Annotated in this window: 13 protein-coding genes; 2 read left to right on the top strand and 11 right to left on the bottom strand. The window is 65.5% G+C overall.

The features are described from left to right. Position 1 precedes the first annotated feature (1 nt). The 8 genes from ACGTN6_RS07795 to ACGTN6_RS07760 all read right to left on the bottom strand — a co-directional run bounded on the left by ACGTN6_RS07795 (position 2) and on the right by ACGTN6_RS07760 (position 7757). Positions 2–409, bottom strand: coding sequence for a DUF6691 family protein (locus ACGTN6_RS07795; RefSeq protein ID WP_394590797.1), 408 nt, complete (start codon positions 407–409; stop codon positions 2–4). Next, entirely contained in the window at positions 406–867 is a 462-nt protein-coding gene (locus ACGTN6_RS07790; protein WP_394590795.1) for a YeeE/YedE family protein, read from the bottom strand. The genes ACGTN6_RS07795 and ACGTN6_RS07790 overlap by 4 nt, the downstream gene beginning before the upstream one ends. 13 nt (positions 868–880) lie before the next feature. Further along, on the bottom strand, positions 881–1072 hold the full coding sequence (locus ACGTN6_RS07785) for a YgaP family membrane protein (protein ID WP_394590793.1): 192 nt from the start codon (positions 1070–1072) through the stop codon (positions 881–883). Further along, on the bottom strand, positions 1069–2844 hold the full coding sequence (locus ACGTN6_RS07780; protein WP_394590792.1) for a SulP family inorganic anion transporter: 1776 nt from the start codon (positions 2842–2844) through the stop codon (positions 1069–1071). Before ACGTN6_RS07780 ends, ACGTN6_RS07785 begins: the two co-directional genes overlap by 4 nt. Continuing rightward, a complete protein-coding gene (locus ACGTN6_RS07775) occupies positions 2844–4130 on the bottom strand; it encodes an NAD(P)/FAD-dependent oxidoreductase (RefSeq protein ID WP_394590791.1) in 1287 nt (428 codons plus the stop codon). Before ACGTN6_RS07775 ends, ACGTN6_RS07780 begins: the two co-directional genes overlap by 1 nt. Positions 4131–4174: 44 nt before the next feature. Further along, the gene (locus tag ACGTN6_RS07770) at positions 4175–4594 is read right to left on the bottom strand and encodes a protein tyrosine phosphatase family protein (RefSeq protein ID WP_394590790.1); all 420 of its coding nucleotides are present in this window, start codon (positions 4592–4594) and stop codon (positions 4175–4177) included. Between the two features lie 19 nt (positions 4595–4613). Next, on the bottom strand, positions 4614–5483 hold the full coding sequence (locus ACGTN6_RS07765) for an MBL fold metallo-hydrolase (RefSeq protein ID WP_394590789.1): 870 nt from the start codon (positions 5481–5483) through the stop codon (positions 4614–4616). A gap of 864 nt (positions 5484–6347) precedes the next feature. After that, on the bottom strand, positions 6348–7757 hold the full coding sequence (locus ACGTN6_RS07760; protein WP_394590787.1) for an MBL fold metallo-hydrolase RNA specificity domain-containing protein: 1410 nt from the start codon (positions 7755–7757) through the stop codon (positions 6348–6350). A gap of 164 nt (positions 7758–7921) precedes the next feature. On the opposite strand from ACGTN6_RS07760, the gene ACGTN6_RS07755 reads away from it, so the two are divergent. Further along, a complete protein-coding gene (locus ACGTN6_RS07755; RefSeq protein WP_394590786.1) occupies positions 7922–8464 on the top strand; it encodes a FlgO family outer membrane protein in 543 nt (180 codons plus the stop codon). Between the two features lie 11 nt (positions 8465–8475). On the opposite strand, the gene ACGTN6_RS07750 is transcribed toward ACGTN6_RS07755, so the two are convergent. Both ACGTN6_RS07750 and ACGTN6_RS07745 read right to left on the bottom strand, forming a co-directional pair. Further along, positions 8476–9483, bottom strand: a complete 1008-nt coding sequence (locus tag ACGTN6_RS07750) for a flagellar motor protein MotB (RefSeq protein WP_394590785.1) — start codon at positions 9481–9483, stop codon at positions 8476–8478. A 199-nt stretch (positions 9484–9682) separates the two neighbouring features. After that, on the bottom strand, positions 9683–12013 hold the full coding sequence (locus ACGTN6_RS07745) for a DUF4214 domain-containing protein (RefSeq protein ID WP_394590784.1): 2331 nt from the start codon (positions 12011–12013) through the stop codon (positions 9683–9685). A 187-nt stretch (positions 12014–12200) separates the two neighbouring features. Between ACGTN6_RS07745 and ACGTN6_RS07740 the strand changes: the two genes are divergently transcribed. After that, positions 12201–16820, top strand: coding sequence for an ExeM/NucH family extracellular endonuclease (locus ACGTN6_RS07740; RefSeq protein WP_394590783.1), 4620 nt, complete (start codon positions 12201–12203; stop codon positions 16818–16820). 92 nt (positions 16821–16912) lie between these two features. Here ACGTN6_RS07740 and glyA read toward each other — a convergent pair whose 3' ends face one another. Further along, positions 16913–18178, bottom strand: a complete 1266-nt coding sequence (glyA, locus tag ACGTN6_RS07735; protein WP_394590782.1) for a serine hydroxymethyltransferase — start codon at positions 18176–18178, stop codon at positions 16913–16915. Positions 18179–18224 lie beyond the last annotated feature (46 nt).

Raw genomic sequence — 18224 nt, 5'->3', positions numbered from 1 at the left:
GCTATGCCGACACCCGCCGGGCGATGAACCAGCCAACGACCATCGCGGCCAGCATGGCGGCCAGCGGCAGCGAGATGCCCGACACCGAGGCGAAGGCCGGCCCTGGGCAGTAGCCGGACAATCCCCAGCCAATGCCGAACATTGCCGACCCGCCGACCAGTCTAGCGTCCAGGTCCCGCCGAGTGGGCAGCTGGAAGGCCACGGCGAACAGCGGGTTGGGCCGTCGCAGGGCCAGCCGGTAGCCGACGAAGTTGGTCACCACGGCGCCGCCGAGCACGAACATCAGGGTCGGATCCCAGGCGCCCGCCAGATCGAGAAAGCCCAGCACTCGGGCGGGGTCGGTCATGCCGGACACGGCCAGGCCCAGGCCGAACAACAGCCCGGCGACGTAACCCATCAAGCCCTTCATGCGCCACCTCCGATCAGGTGCCGTACCGCGAAGACGGTCATGATGGCCGTCACCAGGAAGGTCAGGGTGGCGACCATCGAGCGCGGCGACAGCCGGGCCAGGCCACATACCCCATGACCGCTGGTGCAGCCGCTGCCCAGGCCGGTACCGACGCCTACCAGCAGCCCCGCCAGCAGCATCAGCATCACGCCGCCGGCGGGCTCACCGATCACCGCCCCGGGCCGGCCGAGCACGTTGCCGAATCCACCGCCGGCGAGCGTCAGCAGCAGCGGCCCCGAAATCAGCCCCAGCAGGAAAGTCAGGCGCCAGGCGCTATCCCCCCGGGGACGGACGGTGAGCAGGGTACCGATGATGCCGCTGACCCCGGCGATACGGCCCAGGGTGACCATCAGCCAGGTAGCCGAGAGCCCGATCAGGATGCCCCCGATCAGGCCATGCAGGCTTGCCGTGATATCCAACGCTTCTTCCCCCTCAGTGACGTGGCTTGCAGGTGCTGATGCCCAGCAGCGAGTAAAGCGGGCAGGTGTTGAACAGCCCGGTGGCCAGCAGGATCACCCCGATCCAGCCCCAGGCGCCGATGGCGCCGGTCAGAGCCAGCACGATGAGCAGGGCCCCGATCAGGATGCGTGCGATCTTGTCGATGCCTCCGACGTTGGTCTTCATGGTGAGACTCCTTGCTTGAGGGTGGGGCCGGACGCTTCGTCCGGCGCGGCGGACGCCTCGGCGTCGGCCCCGTGCAGGGCGCGCCAGGCATCATAGGTGCTGAGGAAGGCGTCACCGGTCAGTTCATCGAAGAAGGCGGTGTGCTCCAGGCGATCCATCACCGGGCCCTTGACCTCGGCCAGATGGAGGCAGACACCGGCGTCCTTCAGCCGGCTGTTGATGGCCTCCAGGCTCTCCAGCGCGGAGGCATCGATGACGTTGACCGCCTGGCAGGCCAGCACGATATGGGCCAGGCCCGGCTGGCGGGCCGCCAGGGCCATGACGGTATCCTCCAGGTAGCGGGCATTGGCGAAGTAGAGGCTCTCGTCGACGCGCAGGATGGCCAGGCGCTCGTCGGTCTCCACCGCGTGGCGGCGCACATTGCGGAAGTGTTCGCTGCCGGGCACCCGCCCGACCACAGCACTGTGCGGGCGACTGGTGCGGTAGAGATGCAGGCCAACCGACAACACGACCCCGGCCAGGATGCCGCTCTCCACGCCGTGGACCAGGGTCAGCACCAGGGTCGCCAGCATCGCCACGCCGTCGGCCCGGGAGTAGGCCCAGGTGCGTTTGATAGCGGGCAGGTCGATCAGGGTGGCCACAGCGACGATGATGGTGGCGGCAAGCGTTGCCTTGGGCAGGAAGGCCAGTGGCGTGGTCAGGGTGAGGGTCGCCACTGCGATGCCCACCGCCGTGAAGGCGCCGGCGAGCGGCGTGGCGGCACCGGCCTCGAAGTTGACCACCGAGCGGGAGAAGCCACCGGATACCGGCGAGCCACCGCTTCCCCCGGCACCGATATTGGCCAGGCCCAGGGCGATCAGTTCCTGGTTGGGATCGATACGCTGGCGACGCTTGGCGGCCAGCGTCTGGGCCACCGACACCGATTCCACGAAGCCCACCAGGCTGATCAGTACCGCCGCGGGCGCGAGGCTCGACCACAGCCCCGGCTCGAGGCTCGGCAGGGCCAGGCTGGGCAGACCGCTCGGCACCTCCCCGACCAGCGCCACGCCGCGTGCGCCGAGCCCCAGGGCCCAGGCCAGCAGGGTGGTGACGACCACCGCCGAGACCGGGGCGGCCTTGGCCACCAGATCCGCAACCGTGGCGGACAGCCCCAAGCGGTGCAGCCCGCCCTTGAGATGCCGCCGGCACAGCAGCAGATAGCCCCAGACCCCGCCACCGATGGCCAGGGTCATGACGTTGACCTCCCCGAGCGAGGCGATCAACGCCGAGAGCATTTCCACCAGGTTGTGGCCGGATGCCTCCACCCCGAGGACGTGGCGCAGCTGGCTGGCGGCGATGAGGATGCCCGAGGCAGTGACGAAGCCCGAGATCACCGGGTGACTCAGGAAGTTGGCGAGGAACCCCAGGCGCAACAGGCCCATGGCCACCAGCACCAGCCCGGACAGGGCCGCCAGCACCAGGGCCGCGCCCACGTACTCGGCGCTGCCGGGGGCGGCGATGCCGGAGAGCGCCGAGGCGGTCATCAAGGAGGCCACCGCCACCGGCCCCACCGCCAGGGTGGCGCTGGTCCCAAAGATGGCATAGAGCACCAGCGGCAGCATGCTGGCGTAGAGCCCCACCTCCGGGGGCAGGCCAGCCAGCAGCGCGTAGGCCAGGGCCTGGGGGACCAGCATCAGGGTGACGATCACCGCCGCCAGCAGGTCGCGGGCCAGGATGTCGCGCCGGTAGCCGTGCAGCCAACCGAGCAGGGGAATCCAGCGTGAAGGGATCATCAGCCTCTCGCGGTCCGGGGTTCGTCTCGATCGACATGGCGGCGGACCGGCCTGGCCAACCACTCATGCCCCTTGAGCATGCCGTTCCAGTACAGCCAGGGCAGTTGCTTGGCCTTGAGCCACCAGGCCCGCCGGGTCGCCTGGGTACTGTCGTTGATCCAGCGGGGGAAAGTGGGCTGCAACTGGCCGCCGTAGCCGAACTCGGCCAGCACGATGCGTCCCCGCTCCACGGTCAGCGGGCAGGAGCCGTAGCCCAGGTAGGCCGCCGACAGGGGCTTGTCGTCCAGGGAGACCAGCAGGTTCTCGGCCACCACCGGGGCCTGCTTGCGCACCGCCGCGGCGGTCTTGGCGTTGGCCGTGCCACTAGCGTCGCCCAGGCCGAACACTGCCGGATGTCGGACGTGCTGCAGGGTCTCGGGGTCCAGGTCCAGCCACCCCCCCTCGTTCGCCAGCGACGATGCTGCGATAAAGGCTGGCGCCTTCTGCGGCGGCACCACGTGCAGCATGTCGAAGCCGCGCTCTACCTCACGATCGCCCTCTGTGTCGTTCACGGCGAAACGGGCCGTGCGTGACGGGCCGTCCACCGCTACCAGTCGATGGCCGAAAGCCGTCTCGATCCCGTAGCGATCGATGTAGCGCTCCAGCGCGGGCACATAGTCAGGCACGCCGAACAGCACTCCGCCGGCATTACAGAAGCTCACCTCGATGTCCCCCAGGCGGCCCTCGCGACGCCAGTGATCACAGGACAGGTACATGGCCTTCTGCGGCGCACCGGCGCACTTGATCGGCATGGGCGGCTGGGTGAACAGTGCCCTGCCCCTCTCTAGCGACTGCACCAGCGACCAGGTGTAGGGAGCCAGATCGAAGCGGTAGTTGGAGGTCACGCCGTGCTGGCCGAGCGTGGCTTCCAGGCCCTCGATGGCGCCCCAGTCGATCACCAGCCCCGGGGCCACCACCAGGCGGGAATAGCCCAGCCGGCGGCCGTCGCCCAGCATCACTTCCCGGGCATCCGGGTCCACCCGCTCGGCATGGGCCGCGTACCAGCTCACCTTGTCCGGGATGACGTCGGCCATGGGCCGCTGGGTGATGTCGGCGGAGAAGACGCCGCCTCCCACCAGGGTCCAGCCGGGCTGGTAGCTGTGCATCTCGGCGGGCTCGACGATGGCGATGTCCAGGTCGCCGCGGCGCTTGAGCAGGCTTGCGGTCACGGCGATACCTGCAGCGCCGCCGCCGATCACGACGATGTCGTGTCGGCGGGACGAGGTCTGTGGAGTCGGATGTGGCATGGCGTGGCTCCGGGGTCGAGTTATCGTTGTCGTGGCGGGCGCCGTCAGGCGTCCAGCATCTCGCGGATCGGCTGGGGATCGTGGCCGGCCGCGTGAGCGGCTTCCAGCAGCGCCGGAATGTCGCAGCCCGGCTCGCGGGCCCGGGACCGGGCCCAGAGATGCACGGCCCGCCTGCCGGTGCGGCAGAACGCGAGGACCGGGGTCGGCAGCTCGTCCAGGGCGCGGCCGAAAGCCGCGATGTCCGCCTCGCCATATTCCCCAGGCGCCACCGGTATGCAGCGCCATGCCAGGCCCAGAGCCTCGGCTCGCTCCCGCAGAGCGGCGTCGTCAGGATGGTCCTCCCCCTCGCCGGGACGGCGGTTGCAGATCACCGCCTTGAAGCCCTGGCGCGCCACCTCTTCGAGGTCGGCAACGCTGATCGCGTCGGCGATGGCCACGCCCGGTTCGAGCTGCTGAATCTTCATCGACGTCTCTCCTTTAGGGTTAGAAGCGGTTGATCGGCACCTTGAGGTAGACCTGGCCATTGTCCTCGGCGGGAGGCATCTCGCCCGCGCGCATGTTGACCTGCACCGAGGGCAGGATCAGCCGCGGCATGTCGAGGGTGGCATCGCGCTCGGTGCGCATCCTGACGAAGTCATCCTCGCCGATGCCCTCGTGGACATGGATGTTGTGGGCACGCTGCTCCGCCACGGAAGTCTCGTGCTGGTACTCCTCGCGGTCCGGGGCCTTGTAGTCGTGGCACAGGAAGAGTCGGGTCTGACCGGGCAGGGCCAGCACCTTCTGGATGGAGCGGAAGAGGGTGCGGGCGTCGCCGCCGGGGAAGTCGCAGCGCGCCGTGCCGTAGTCGGGCATGAAGAGGGTGTCGCCGACGAAGGCGGCGTCGCCGATCACATAGGTCAGGCAGGCCGGGGTGTGGCCCGGGGTGTGCAGCACCCGCCCCTCGAGGCCACCGATGGCGAAGGTGTCGCCCTCCTCGAAGAGGCGGTCGAACTGGCTGCCGTCCCGGGCAAACTCGGTGCCGGCGTTGAAGGCCTTGCCGAAGATCTCCTGGACCTCGGTGATGCGCCCACCGATGCCGGTCCTGCCACCGAGCTGCTCGTGCAGGTAGGGGGCCGCCGAGAGATGATCGGCGTGAACATGGGTCTCGAGGATCCACTCGACGATCAGGCCCTCGCCCTCGACGTAAGCGATGATCTCGTCGGCGGAGCGCACGTCGGTGCGTCCGGCGGCGTAGTCAAAATCGAGCACCGAATCGAGGATGGCGCAGGCGTTTGAGTCCGGATCGCGAACTACATAGCTGAAGGTGTTGGTGGGCTCGTCGAAGAAGGACTTGACGATGGGCTGCTGGGACATGGTGTGCCTCCGTTGCCGCGAAGGATGGGGGACGACACTCTCGATGCGTCCCGGGGCTGCGATTATGACCGCATGATAACCAAATATTTTATTATAACGTTAGACTATTTGTTCATATAAAGAGAGCGGCAGATAGCAACCCGCTATGGCCACCCGGGTGAGGAGGCAGGGGGGCCCCCGTCTCCTGCTTCCTTAGAGGTTCTTCTTGCAGAAGTGCCCGTCGGTGCAGTCATAGCCCTAGTCACGGAGTAGACTTCGCTGACCCCCAACGCGGCGATCAGGTCCATCTCTGGCGCACTGCGGGTCGACCCGGAGCGGCACATCACGATGATCGGATCATCCTGGGCCACGTCCAGCACCCAGGGCACATGGATGTCGGTGAGCGTCGCGAAGCCGGTGAACGTGATCTCGATGGGATCCCGCACGTCGCTCAGCACCGCCCGTTCGTTCTGCTCCATCAGCGCATGGGCCTCAGCCGCAGTGACATAGAGCCCAGCCAGGTCTAGCGATAGGTCGGCACCTCAGTGGCGAGAACCGCCGTCGGGAATGACGCCGAGATCGCGCCCACGATGACGAGAGACAAGAGCAACTTTTCATAACAAAATATTATAATTTAATTCCTTTATTATCTATCAGTATGATCACTTACCGACGACATGCCATGCGGCATGTCGACGCGGGGGCGTAGCTTTGGGTGAGACTAGGAGCCTGTCGGACTTAACGCTGATCTACTGCGAATCCCGGGCTTTCGGCCAACTGTATTCGATCCATTTCGTTAAATAGCGCGCTATTCGCCTCAATCGATCGAACAATTTGACTCGAAATTCGTGATTCTCGTGACGATCGGTCAAACCCGACAGGCTCCTAGAGCTCGACGCGCTGCCGATAGGTGGGAATCTCGGCCTGAATGCCGGCCTCCTGCAGGGCCTCCTGCAAGGCTCGCTGGGCTTCGGGCTCGCCATGCACCAGGTAGAAGCGGGGATGATCGCGAAAGGCGCCCGCCCACCCGATCAGCTCGCTCTGGCCAGCATGGGCCGAGAAACCGCCCAGGGTATGCACTCGGGCCTTGACGGCCAGTTCCTCTCCCAACACCCGGACCCGCTCGACCCCTTCGACCAGCTGACGTCCGAGGGTGCCCCTGGCCTGGAAGCCGACGATGACCAGCCGGGTGCTGGGACGTTCCAGGTTGTAGCGCAGGTGATGAACGATGCGTCCGCCGTTGCACATGCCGGCCCCGGCGATGACGATCGCCCCGCCATGGATACGGTTGATGGCCATGGATTCCTCCACGCTGCGGGTCAGGCGCAGAATCGGCAGGTACTGCCCCGGATCGCCATGGGCGGCGACGTTGAGCACCTTGAGGCCGTCGGGATCGAGCGCCCTGTGCTTACGGGCGTAGAGCTCGGTGACGCGGATCGCCATGGGGCTGTCCAGAAAGACCATCTGCTGGCGCAGCCGTCCTTCATGGTAGAGCACGCTCAAGTGGTAGAGGATCTCCTGGGTGCGGCCCACCGCGAAGGCCGGAATCAGCACGTTGCCACCATCCGCATGGGCCTCCTCCAGCACCCGGGCGAACTCCTCGAGGGTGTCCGGTAGAGGACGGTGGTCACGATCGCCGTAGGTGCTTTCCATCAGCACCAGGTCGGCATCGCGCACCTTCTCCGGCGTCTTCATCAGCGCCGACGCGGGATTGCCCAGGTCGCCGGAGAACACCAGCCGGCGCCGCTGGCCACCCGAGGGAATGGCCAGCTCGATGATCGCCGAGCCCAGGATATGCCCCGCATCCCGGAACACCAGGGTCACGTCGCCGGGCAGCGTGACCGGCCGCCCATAGTCGTGGGGCTCGCACTGCTCCAGCGTGCGCACCACATCGTCCTCGTCGTAGAGCGGCTCGAGGGCGGGCTTGCCGGCCCGCGACCGCCAGCGGTTCTCCCATTCCAGATCCTTGGCCATCACGAAGGCGGCGTCGACCAGCATGATCTCGAGCAGCTCGGCGGTGTCGGCGGTGCAGTGGATCGGCCCCCGATAACCTTCGCGTACCAGCTTGGGCAGCAACCCGGCATGATCGAGGTGGCCATGGGACAGCACCACCGCTTCGAGCTGCCCGGCCAGGCGACCGAAGGGCACGGCGTTGGCGTCCTCGAGCTCGCGGCCGCCTTGATGGAGACCGCACTCCAGCAGCAGCCGATGGGGACGGGACGGGCCGTCGACGTCGAGCAGATAGCGGGAGCCGGTCACCTCGCCCACCGCTCCCAGAAAGGTCAGTCGCGACATGCCCACCTCCCGCTGCGCCTCGGGGATTTCGTTTGAGCATAACGAAGCCTGGCTCTGGGCGCCTCGACTCAAGTCAAGCTCGAGGCAGCCGATGCACAACAAGAGGCTCCGCCTCCCCCGCCCGCTCCGGGCCCGCCAGGTCACGCTCAAGGGAACGCCCCATCATGCACGCATCCTTCACCTCGCTATCCCGCACCGTCCTCGCGCTCTGCCTGCCCCTCGCGTTGAGCGCCTGTGCCGCCATGTCGGATGCCCCGCCCCCGCCCAGGACGCTCGACGACGTGCTCGCGACGGCAACGACGGCGATGGTCGACGCCAACCCGCGCCTGAGCGACTACGATCCACTGATTCCCACGACCGTGGTGGACATCGACGACCTGAACCTCTCCTCGACCCTGGGCCGGCTGGCCAGCGAGATCGTCGCCGCCAGGCTCACCGAGGCCGGCCTGAGGGTGCGCGAGGTACGCCTGCGCGGACAGCTGTACAGCGAGGAGTATACCGGCGAGCTGATGCTGTCCCGGCTGGCCCAGCGGGTCGGCATCGATCAAGGCGGACGCTCGCTGCTGGTGGGCACCTATGCGGTGGGCGAGGATCGCCTCTACCTGACCTTCAGGATAGTCCGCACCAGCGACGCCAACGCGCTTGCCGCCGCCCAGGTCAGCCTGCCGCTGACCAATGACCTGCGCGCCATGCTCGATCGCTGGTGACCACGGTCGGCCTAGCGCGGCTGGATCACCACCTCGACCCGCCGATTGCGGGCACGCCCTTCGACGGTATCGTTGGTCGCCAGCGGCCGGGTGTCGGCGAGTCCCACCGCGCGCAGACGCGTCGGGTCGATGCCGGCCTCGACCAGCGCCTCGACGATGGCGATGGCACGGGCGCTGGACAGCGCCCAGTTGGAGGGAAAGCGCGGCGTCTGGATGGGTCTGCTATCGGTATGCCCCTGTACCGCCACCTGCCCCGGATGGCGCGCCACTACGTCGCGCAGACGCTCCGCCACCAGCTCGCGGCCGGCCTCGGTGAGCTCGGCCTGGGCAGAGGGAAACAGCAGCCGGTCCTCGACCCGCAGGCGTACACCCTCCGGCACCCGCGACACCTCGACGCCTTCGAGGTCCGGCAGGTAGGGGGCGGCAGCGACCCGCTCGGCCACCTCACGGGCGGCGAGGCTCAGGGTCTTGGCGGCCTCGGGTGCCGCCTCCACGCCGTCGGGAGGCCGGTCGGTCAGGATCACCATGTAATCGGCCAGCGGCGCGGTGGGATCGAGCCCCTTGGGTAACGCCAGCTTCGGCAAGTCTCTCGCCGATGCCGTATCGGGCTCGGGGCTCGACGGACGGGCCAGCAGCGCGGGCGGTGCCGGCGGCGTATCCGCAGACACCGCCCGCAGCGGCAGTCCGGCCACGCCGAGGGCCGCCGAGACCGCCTCGCGATGCAGGGTCAAGGGAGCCACCGGGCCGGCGTCCAACGCCTGGCGCAGCGCCGCCGGCAGCGGCACGCCGAGCCGCGGCGGCATCGATTCGGCGATCACCGGTGACACGGGGTCGGGCTCAGCGGCGCCAGCGGACAGTCCATCGCCAAACCGACTCGACAGGGCGAGCAGCAGCACGAACAGCACCACCAGCAGCGTCATCACATCGATGTAGCTGACCATCCAGCCGTGGGCGCTATCATCGTGGCTGTGCTCCGGCAGGAGTGACTCATGTCGCGAAGGCCTGCGGGGATGCTGCATGTCTCGACTCGGCATTTGGCGTGGCAAAGCGCCAAGCCTAGCGCTCTCTCGGTCTCGTCGAAACGTCGAACAGGGCACGTTCGAGACCGTCTATTCCCCGAGCCCGGCGTCATGAAAAAGCCCCGACGCCCATCGGGGCGTCGGGGCTCGTGCGACCGACGGTGGGGAAATCGCCTTCCGGCGATAGCGCTGTCTCGCGCTAGGCGATCAGGGACAACGCTTCAGAGGACTCGGTGAAGCCCACCATCACGCTGCCTCGGCTATCTCCTTGAGCGAGCTGGTCAATCCAGTAGTCGCGGCCCGACACGTCGGCATCGCGCTCAAGGACATTGTGATACATGAGATCGATGAACGCCGCGTCCTCAATGGTTTGATGTAGCTGCTGAAACTCCACCGAATCGACGAAGGCATCAGCAATGTCCGAATGATCGAGACGTTCCTGACGATCCAGCCAATAGCCTAGCCCCGCCCCATCGGCATGACGGTCGAAGGCGGCATCGTAGAGCCGCAGCAGCGAGTCGACGTCTCCCACCAGCACCTGATCGTCACGTGCCGCCAGATTCTGGATACGGGCATCTTCCCCCGCCGGCGTTTCCGCGTCGCTGAACGGCGTCTCGGAATGGAACTCTGCCATGTACTCGGCGAAGGCATCTTGTTCGGTACCCGAGTCGGCGAAGCTGAACCGTCCGTCTTCATTAACGGCATCGACCAGGTCGACTCGCTCCAGATACTCTCCCTGCCCCAAGGGGTAGCCGTCGCCACCGTCCGCCATGAAGCCAAGCGTCACGACCTTGACGATCTTGTCAGCGCTGCCGACGAGGCTTCCATCGTTGACGAGCACGTCCAGGGTGGCGCCGGCCTCATCGACGATGGCGGCACTCTGGATGCGCTCGCCGGCGGGCTGCTCCCAGTCAAAGCTGTATCGAATACCGCCGACCTGGGCAAACTGGCCCGCCGTGATGTCGGGCGCCGAGGCCGCTACGGCATGCTCGAGAATCTCGACCAGCTTCTCGCGGGTCACGCTGAGGATCGCAAGATCGTTGTTGAAACGTAGCGCCGAGGCAGCATCAAGCTGCGACACGCCACCTTCCGGCTTGCCGATGGCCGAGTCGGCCGCCGGTGCCTCGAAGCTCGGCTCGCTATCTTGCCCCTCGACCACGACACGCCCGATCGGCTCGCGGATTCCCCCGCCGTTCTTGAACGACACCAGCACGTCTTCATCCACCTGACGCGCATACCACAGGTTCGCATCGGCAGTCAGATTACCGAGATTGGTTTCTTCGGTACGCACCTTGCCTCGCTCACCCACCAGGTAGGTATCGGTCAGCCCGAGAATATTGCCATCCTGCTCGGAAACGAAGTCGGCGACCGCCCCCACCAGGTCGTCGGCGATATCCCCCTTGGTGCCATCGGCAAAGGCGTTCTCCCATTCTCCCCAGAGAGCCGCCACCTGCTCATCCGTCGCGGCATAGACCCCGGACGTCGCCGATTCCACGGAGTCGGCGATCAGGCGTCCCTGCTCGTCGAATTCCACCACCAGCTGCCCCACATAACGCCAGCCGCCGTCGGTGTTGATAATGGCCACATCGTCACCTGCAGCATCCTGGGTGACGATGGGATAACGATCGTAGGGCTCGCCGGAACCCGGATAGAGGCCTCGATCGACGTCTTCGTCATCGGCCAACAGCGTGTTGGACCCACCCGCCATGACGATATCGACGCCATCCAGCAGTGTGGCCAGTTCTTCCTCGTACTGGATCTGCTGCAGATGGGAAGCCAGCACGATCTTGTTGACGCCCTGGCTTTCCATCTGGTCGACGATCGGCTGGATCAGGTCGGCCAGGGCCTGCATATCATCGCTGCCACCCGCCAGCACCTCGGTATCTCCCGGGGAAGAGATACTTTCCAGAATCTGGGTGGTGATACCGATGATGCCGATCTGCTCACCGCCACGTTCGGTCACCACGGCCGGAGCCAGCTTGGACGGCATGGCACCATCCAGCACCTCATCAGGCGACGCGCGGAAGGCATCGCGATCCAGCACGTCGGTCGTCGCCAGATCGGCCAGATTATCGTCGGCGCTGAAGTCGAGATTGGCCGAGAGATAAGGAAACTGGGCGCCCATCCATTCCATGCCGCTCTCACCGATCACGGGTGCAATCATGTCGGCGATCAACCCCGTGCCCTGGTCGAACTCGTGATTCCCAAGCGTCACCGCATCGGCATTCAGCAAGTCCATGAGCAGCGTCTCGACGCGCCCCGAAGCGGCCGACACGTCTTCCAACGAGCCGGCAGGCAAGCCATAGATCGCCTCGGCCGCGGCCTGGATCGCCGGCTGCAACGCATCACTGCCGGCCGCCGCCAGGTAGGGTCCCGGCAGCACAAGGTCTCCCGAACTGACGAACAGGGAATTGGCTTCCTGCTCCTCGAGATAGTCCACGATCGCGGCGAAGTTGGGCGCGTTCAGCAGATCGCCACCGCCACCTTCCATATCGGAGGCATGCAGTAGCTGCAGGCGAAAGTTGCTCATGAGACTCACTCCCTTGCGTCATGACTTTGGGCGCACCAGTGTCGACGCCGAAAGTGACATCCATTTGACAGTTTCACTATTGGCTCTCTTTCGCATTTCTCCAAAGAAAGCGTCACCCAAGCGTCAATCAATCTAAATATTAGAATGCAAAAATATATTACCGATTGACCATTCAAGAGATTGCCTCATGTCCACTGAAATCCTGCTCGCTAATCTGTACAGAGACATCCTGCTGCGTGAACCCGATGCCTCGGGCATGGCCTACTGGAAAGGTCAGCTCGAGGGTGAAAGCCAATCTCTTTCAGAGGTTGCCCAGGCATTTCTCGATAGCCAGGAATTCCATGCAACGGTCGCGCCGGTGATTGCGCTGTACGAACAGCAGCTCCTGCGTCAACCGGATCTCCCGGGGCTGCGCTTCTGGGTCGGCGAGCTGCGTGAAGGACTTTCTCTGGAAGAGATCGGCTCCGCCATGCACGCTTCCGAAGAGGCCGACGACGACATAGCCTCGCTGTCCGATGAGGCTTGGCTGGAAGGGGCCTATGCCAACGTGTTCGACCGCCAACCCGATCCCGAAGGCCAGAGCTACTGGCTTCAGCAGCTGGCTGCCGGCGGTTCGCGTAGCGATATCGTTGCCACCCTTCAAGCCAGCGAGGAAGGTATCGCGCGTCAGGAGCAACGTCATCTCACCTCAATACTGGAAGATGACGGGCCTCCCGAACAGGCGCTGGATCGCTATCTTGAAGCGCTCGAGGAATCTGCCCAACCTCCCGCCGATGACAGTGACGATCAGAATGACGATTCTCCCTCACCCGCCGAACCGCCGGATGAAGGCGATGATACGCCGGACAACACCGGAGGTGACGAGGAAGAGCCATCCTCTACGGACAATCCCGATCTTGGCTTGAACGAGCGCTACCACCTGGGTGCTTCCGATGCCTCGGCGGCTATCACCGTTGGTGACAGGCTGATGCTGGTCGCTGATGACGAAGACCAGGTATTGCGACTCTATGATCGCGATACCAGCGGCGAACCATTGGCATCCATCGACCTGAACGATGCGCTGGGCCTGAGCGACGGCGATGAAGTGGACATCGAGGCCGTGGCCAGCCTAGACGGCATTCAGTACTGGCTGGGCTCCCACGAGAACGAGCAGCGCTCCTTGCTGTTCGCCACTCGTATCGATGGCAGTGATGCCGATAGCCTCAACGTCGAGGTACAAGGTCAGTACGCCGACCTGGCCGTTGATTTACAAGCCTGGGACGGCGAGAGCGGCCATGACAAAGGAGCCAACGCTCTGGGGCTTGCTGCCGGACTCAACGTGGAGGGAGCGGCCTTCGCGGATAACACTCTGCTATTGGGACTGCGTGCCCCTCTGGATGAAGGGTTGGCACAGGTAATTCCGGTGACCAATGTGCCGGCCCTCGTGGCGGGGGAAGCCGACACGGCCGAGTTCGGCACGCCGCTTCGCCTGGACCTGGGCGGCCGCGTGATCCGCTCCATCGAACCTACCTCTGATGGCAACTTCCTGGTGCTGGCTGGCCCCGAACACGATGACGGCGAGGAAGGCTTCGCGCTCTATCATTGGGACGGCGCCCATGCAGTGCGCGAGATCGACGGCATCGATCTCGATACCGCCCCGGAGGCATTGGGTGCCAAGCCAGAATCCATCTTCGGTCTGCAAGCGACCGATGGCGACGTTACCGCGAGCGTTCTCTACGATAGCGGTAGCGTGGACTGGCTGGAAGATGACCAGGAATCCAAGGACTTACCAGTAGATCAGCAGCGTTTCATCAGTGTGGATGTCGATATTCCGACCCTGCCCGACTTCACTCCCCGCCCGGGGGATATTGCCATCACCGCCGTCCAGGCCGATTCTCCCGACGACTTCCAGTTCGTCGCCCTGAAGGGCATCTCGGCGGGGGCGCAGATCACCTTTACCGACTCCGGTTGGAACGATGGTGCCTTCCGTGCCAATGAAGGTGCGGTCACGTGGACGGCTCCGGAAGGCGGAGTGGCACCAGGCACGCTCATATCATTTGCCGACCAGAGCGAGCAGTTCCAGGAGGCCAACGGAGACGAGGTCGGCAACAACGGCTTCAACCTCTCCTCCAGCGGCGATCAGGTAATAGCCTTCACCGGCACGCCGAGCGAACCGACGTTCCTGTTTGCCGTTCAGACCAACAGCGATACCTGGCAGGGCGCCGCCTCCAGTTCCAACGACTCGGCGCTTCCCCCGGGACTCGAGGCGGGGCTGACCGCCGTAGCAGCGGGTGAAGGGCCAAGCAGCGAATACGACAACGTGGCCTACGTGGGACCGGGGACCGGTACCGCGGAACAACTGCTGGCGTCCATCGGCAACATCGCCAACTGGACCGGCAGCAACGACATGCTGCCTGACAGTGCCACTTCATCGTTCCGGATCGGCACCATGGACGCTCCCCATGTGCCGGGTGAGCGCGATATCGGCCTGGCGATCACCGAAATCTGGTCCGGACAAAGCGGCGACGATGTGACCGAGGACTGGTTCGAGATCACCAACCGCTCCGACGAGACCCTCGACGTCTCCACGACCCCGCTCTACTACGACGATGAAAGCGCCGCCCCCGAGGATGCCGTAGAGATCCAGGGGCTGGATCCTCTGGCTCCCGGAGAGTCGGCCATCGTGCTGGTCGATGGAGGCGCCGATGCCGTGACCGAATTTCGCCAGGCATGGAGCCAGCTGGAAGGGATAGAGAACCTGTCGATCGGTTACGCCGAGGACGCCTCGGGGCTCGGCAGCGGCGGCGATGGCGTCACGCTCTGGCTGGGCGACCCGCGCGTGGATGGCGACCAGGTGGCGACCGGGCGCTATCCGGACACCGAGGGCTTTGACGCCGCGGCCTGGGACGTCAACGCTCAGCGTTTCGTCACCGCCCAGGATGATGGCGTGACCGCCTCCACCGCCCTGGGAGGCGATAACGGCGATGTGCCGGCACTGGCGACGCCCGGAACGGCGACCGAGCCCACCGCCGACATCACCAGGATTTCGTCGATTCAGGGCAGCGGCGATGCCAGCCCCCTGGCGGGCGAACGGGTCACCATGGAAGCCATCGTGACCATGGTCGCTCCCGGCCTGGACGGCTTCTTCCTGCAGGAGGAGGATGCCGACAACGACGCCGACGCCACGACCTCAGAGGGCATTTTCGTCTACACCGGCAGTGGCAGTGCCGATTGGTTGGAGGCCAACCTGGCGGCCGGACAGCAGATCCGGATCAGCGGCAGCGTCTCCGAGTACTACGACAAGACCCAGATCAGCGCCGAGCGTGCCAGCCTGGACGTGCTGGACAGCGGTCTTGCCCTGCCGCAGAGCCAGCACATCGCCATGCCGTTCACCGACAAGCACGGTCTGGAGGCCTTCGAGGGCATGCGTATCGCCATCGAGGCCCGGGATGGCGAGCCGCTGACGGTCACCGAGCTGTACGAACTGGGCCGCTACGGCGAAGTCACGCTCTCCTCCGGCGGGCGACTGGAACAGTTCACTGAGGTCAACGCCCCCGATCAGGAAGGCTATAGCCGTTGGCTGGCAGATGCCGAAGCCCGCACCATCAAGATCGACGATGCCAACAGCGCCCAGAATCCTGACCCGGTGATCTACGGCCGCAACGGCCAGGTGCTCTCCGCCGACAACCCGCTCCGCGGCGGCGATCAGTTGAACAAGCTCGAGGGCGTACTCGATTTCAGCTTCGATGAGTGGAAGGTCCAGAACGTCGGGGGGCTCGACTTTGCCGGCCCCGAGCGCCCCGACGCACCGGCCGAAGAGGCACTGGGCAACCCGGGACTGACCGTGGCGTCCTTCAACGTCCTCAACTACTTCACGACCCTGGACGAAGACGGCAACCAGACCGTCACAGCGAACGGCACCTCGCACGACCCGCGTGGCGCCGACAATCTCGAGGAGTTCGCGCGCCAGGAAGCCAAGCTTGTCGAGGCCATCAACACCAGCGGCGCCGATGTCGTCGGCCTGATGGAACTCGAGAACAACGGCTACGGTGAGGACAGCGCCATTGCCTCACTGGTCGAGGCCCTCAACGCCGACGTGGCGACAAAGGGGATCGAGGGCGTGAACTGGGCCTACAGCATCCCTCGAGATGCCGAGGGCAACCTTACCAGCCCCGGTGACGATGCCATCGCCGTCGGCATGATCTACAACAGCGAGGCCGTCACGACCGTGGGTTCCGCCGTCACCAAGACCGATGGCGCCTTCGCCACCGCCAACCGCGCCCCGCTGCTGCAGACCTTCGAGGAACTCGACTCGGGCGAGCGCTTTTCCGCCGTGGTCAACCACTTCAAGTCCAAGGGCAGCGTGATCAACGGCGAAGAGGCCATCGGCGACGGTCAGGGCAACAACAATCCCACCCGCGTCGAGGCGGCCAAGGCGTTGCGCGATTGGCTGGCCAGTGACCCGACCGGCAGCGGCGACAGCGACGTGCTGATCCTCGGCGACCTGAATGCCTATGCCATGGAGGACCCGATCACGACCTTGACCGAGGCGGGCTACGCGTTGCTGGACGAGGATCACAGCTACGTCTACGACGGCTTCTGGGGCTCGCTGGATCACGCCCTGGCCAGTGCCTCACTGGCATCGCAGGTCAGCGGCACCCGAGCCTGGCACATCAACGCCGACGAGGCCTCGGCACTGGACTACAACACCGACTACACCAGCGACCGTCAGGACGAGAACCTCTATGCGCCGGATGCCTTTCGTAGCTCCGACCACGACCCCGTCCTGGTCGGCCTCAACCTCGGAGAGGCAACTAGTCTCGCCTGATCCCGTCCCCTGACGACACAGCCCCGCCAAGGCGGGGCTGTGTCGCAATATACGCAGACTCACAACGGCGGCCTCGGGCCACCGTGGCGGTATCAGCGATAGACAGGGAAGCGGCCGCAGACGGCTTCGACCTTGCCCTTGACCTCGGCTTCGATGGCGGCGGTGTCGTCGCCCTTGGCCAGGACGTCGAGGATATCGCAGATCCAGCCGGCCAGTTCACTGCACTCGGTCTCGCCGAAGCCGCGAGTGGTCACCGCCGGGGTGCCGATACGCAGGCCGGAGGTCACGAACGGACTCTGCGGGTCGTTAGGCACGGCATTCTTGTTCACGGTGACGTGGGCGCGGCCCAGGGCAGCGTCCGCATCCTTGCCGGTCACGCCCTGCTTGACCAGCGACAGCAGGAAGAGGTGGTCCTCGGTGCCGCCGGAGACGATGTCGAAGCCGCGCTCGATGAACACCCTAGCCATCGCCTGGGCGTTCTTGACGACCTGCTGCTGATAGGTCTTGAACTCGGGCGCCATGGCTTCCTTGAAGCAGACCGCCTTGGCGGCGATGACATGCTCCAGCGGACCGCCCTGGATGCCCGGGAACACTGCAGACTGCAGCTTCTTCTCGATGGCCTCGTCGCCCTCGCGGGAGAGAATCAGGCCGCCGCGCGGACCGCGCAGGGTCTTGTGGGTAGTGGTGGTAACCACGTGGGCATGGGGCAGCGGGCTCGGGTAGACCCCGGCGGCCACCAGGCCAGCGATGTGGGCCATGTCGACCAGCAGGTAGGCACCCACTTCGTCGGCGATCTCACGGAACTTGGCCCAGTCGATGATCTGAGAGTAGGCGGAGAAGCCGGCGATGATCATCTTCGGCTTGTGCTCGCGCGCCAGTTCGGCGACCTGGTCGTAGTCGATGCGGCCGTTCTCGTCGATGCCATACTGAACGGCGTTGTAATGCTTGCCGGAGAAGTTCGGCTTGGCGCCGTGGGTGAGGTGACCGCCGGCGTCCAGGCTCATGCCCAGTACGGTGTCGCCCGGAGTGACCAGCGCCTGGAAGACGGCGCCGTTGGCCTGAGAGCCGGAGTGCGGCTGGACGTTGGCATAGGTGGCGCCGAACAGTTCCTTGGCATAGTCGATGGCCAGCTGCTCGACCACGTCGACGTACTCGCAGCCGCCGTAGTAGCGCTTGCCGGGATAGCCTTCCGCATACTTGTTGGTCAGTTGGCTGCCCTGAGCCTCCATGACCCGGGGGCTCGCATAGTTCTCGGAGGCGATCAGCTCGATGTGCGCCTCCTGACGCGCGCTTTCTTTCTGCATCGCATCGAACAGGGCATCATCGAAACCGGAAATCTGCATGTCACGGCTGAACATCGGCGGGAAACCTCGCATCAACGGGGAAATCGAAGGCCGCCATGAT

This window comes from Halomonas sp. B23F22_20 (assembly GCF_043496985.1).
In the GTDB taxonomy this organism is placed as follows: Bacteria; Pseudomonadota; Gammaproteobacteria; order Pseudomonadales; family Halomonadaceae; genus Halomonas.
The sequence above is the reverse complement of the archived record's forward strand: the minus strand, read 5'-3'. Positions and strand labels throughout refer to the sequence as shown.

What these genes read in the sequence shown, in the direction of transcription:
- ACGTN6_RS07795 (WP_394590797.1), bottom strand. Translation starts at nt 409, where the DNA reads ATGAAGGGCTTGATGGGTTACGTCGCCGGGCTGTTGTTCGGCCTGGGC.
- ACGTN6_RS07785 (WP_394590793.1), bottom strand. Translation starts at nt 1,072, where the DNA reads ATGAAGACCAACGTCGGAGGCATCGACAAGATCGCACGCATCCTGATC.
- ACGTN6_RS07780 (WP_394590792.1), bottom strand. Translation starts at nt 2,844, where the DNA reads ATGATCCCTTCACGCTGGATTCCCCTGCTCGGTTGGCTGCACGGCTAC.
- ACGTN6_RS07775 (WP_394590791.1), bottom strand. Translation starts at nt 4,130, where the DNA reads ATGCCACATCCGACTCCACAGACCTCGTCCCGCCGACACGACATCGTC.
- ACGTN6_RS07770 (WP_394590790.1), bottom strand. Translation starts at nt 4,594, where the DNA reads ATGAAGATTCAGCAGCTCGAACCGGGCGTGGCCATCGCCGACGCGATC.
- ACGTN6_RS07765 (WP_394590789.1), bottom strand. Translation starts at nt 5,483, where the DNA reads ATGTCCCAGCAGCCCATCGTCAAGTCCTTCTTCGACGAGCCCACCAAC.
- ACGTN6_RS07760 (WP_394590787.1), bottom strand. Translation starts at nt 7,757, where the DNA reads ATGTCGCGACTGACCTTTCTGGGAGCGGTGGGCGAGGTGACCGGCTCC.
- ACGTN6_RS07755 (WP_394590786.1), top strand. Translation starts at nt 7,922, where the DNA reads ATGCACGCATCCTTCACCTCGCTATCCCGCACCGTCCTCGCGCTCTGC.
- ACGTN6_RS07750 (WP_394590785.1), bottom strand. Translation starts at nt 9,483, where the DNA reads ATGCAGCATCCCCGCAGGCCTTCGCGACATGAGTCACTCCTGCCGGAG.
- ACGTN6_RS07745 (WP_394590784.1), bottom strand. Translation starts at nt 12,013, where the DNA reads ATGAGCAACTTTCGCCTGCAGCTACTGCATGCCTCCGATATGGAAGGT.
- ACGTN6_RS07740 (WP_394590783.1), top strand. Translation starts at nt 12,201, where the DNA reads ATGTCCACTGAAATCCTGCTCGCTAATCTGTACAGAGACATCCTGCTG.
- glyA (WP_394590782.1), bottom strand. Translation starts at nt 18,178, where the DNA reads ATGTTCAGCCGTGACATGCAGATTTCCGGTTTCGATGATGCCCTGTTC.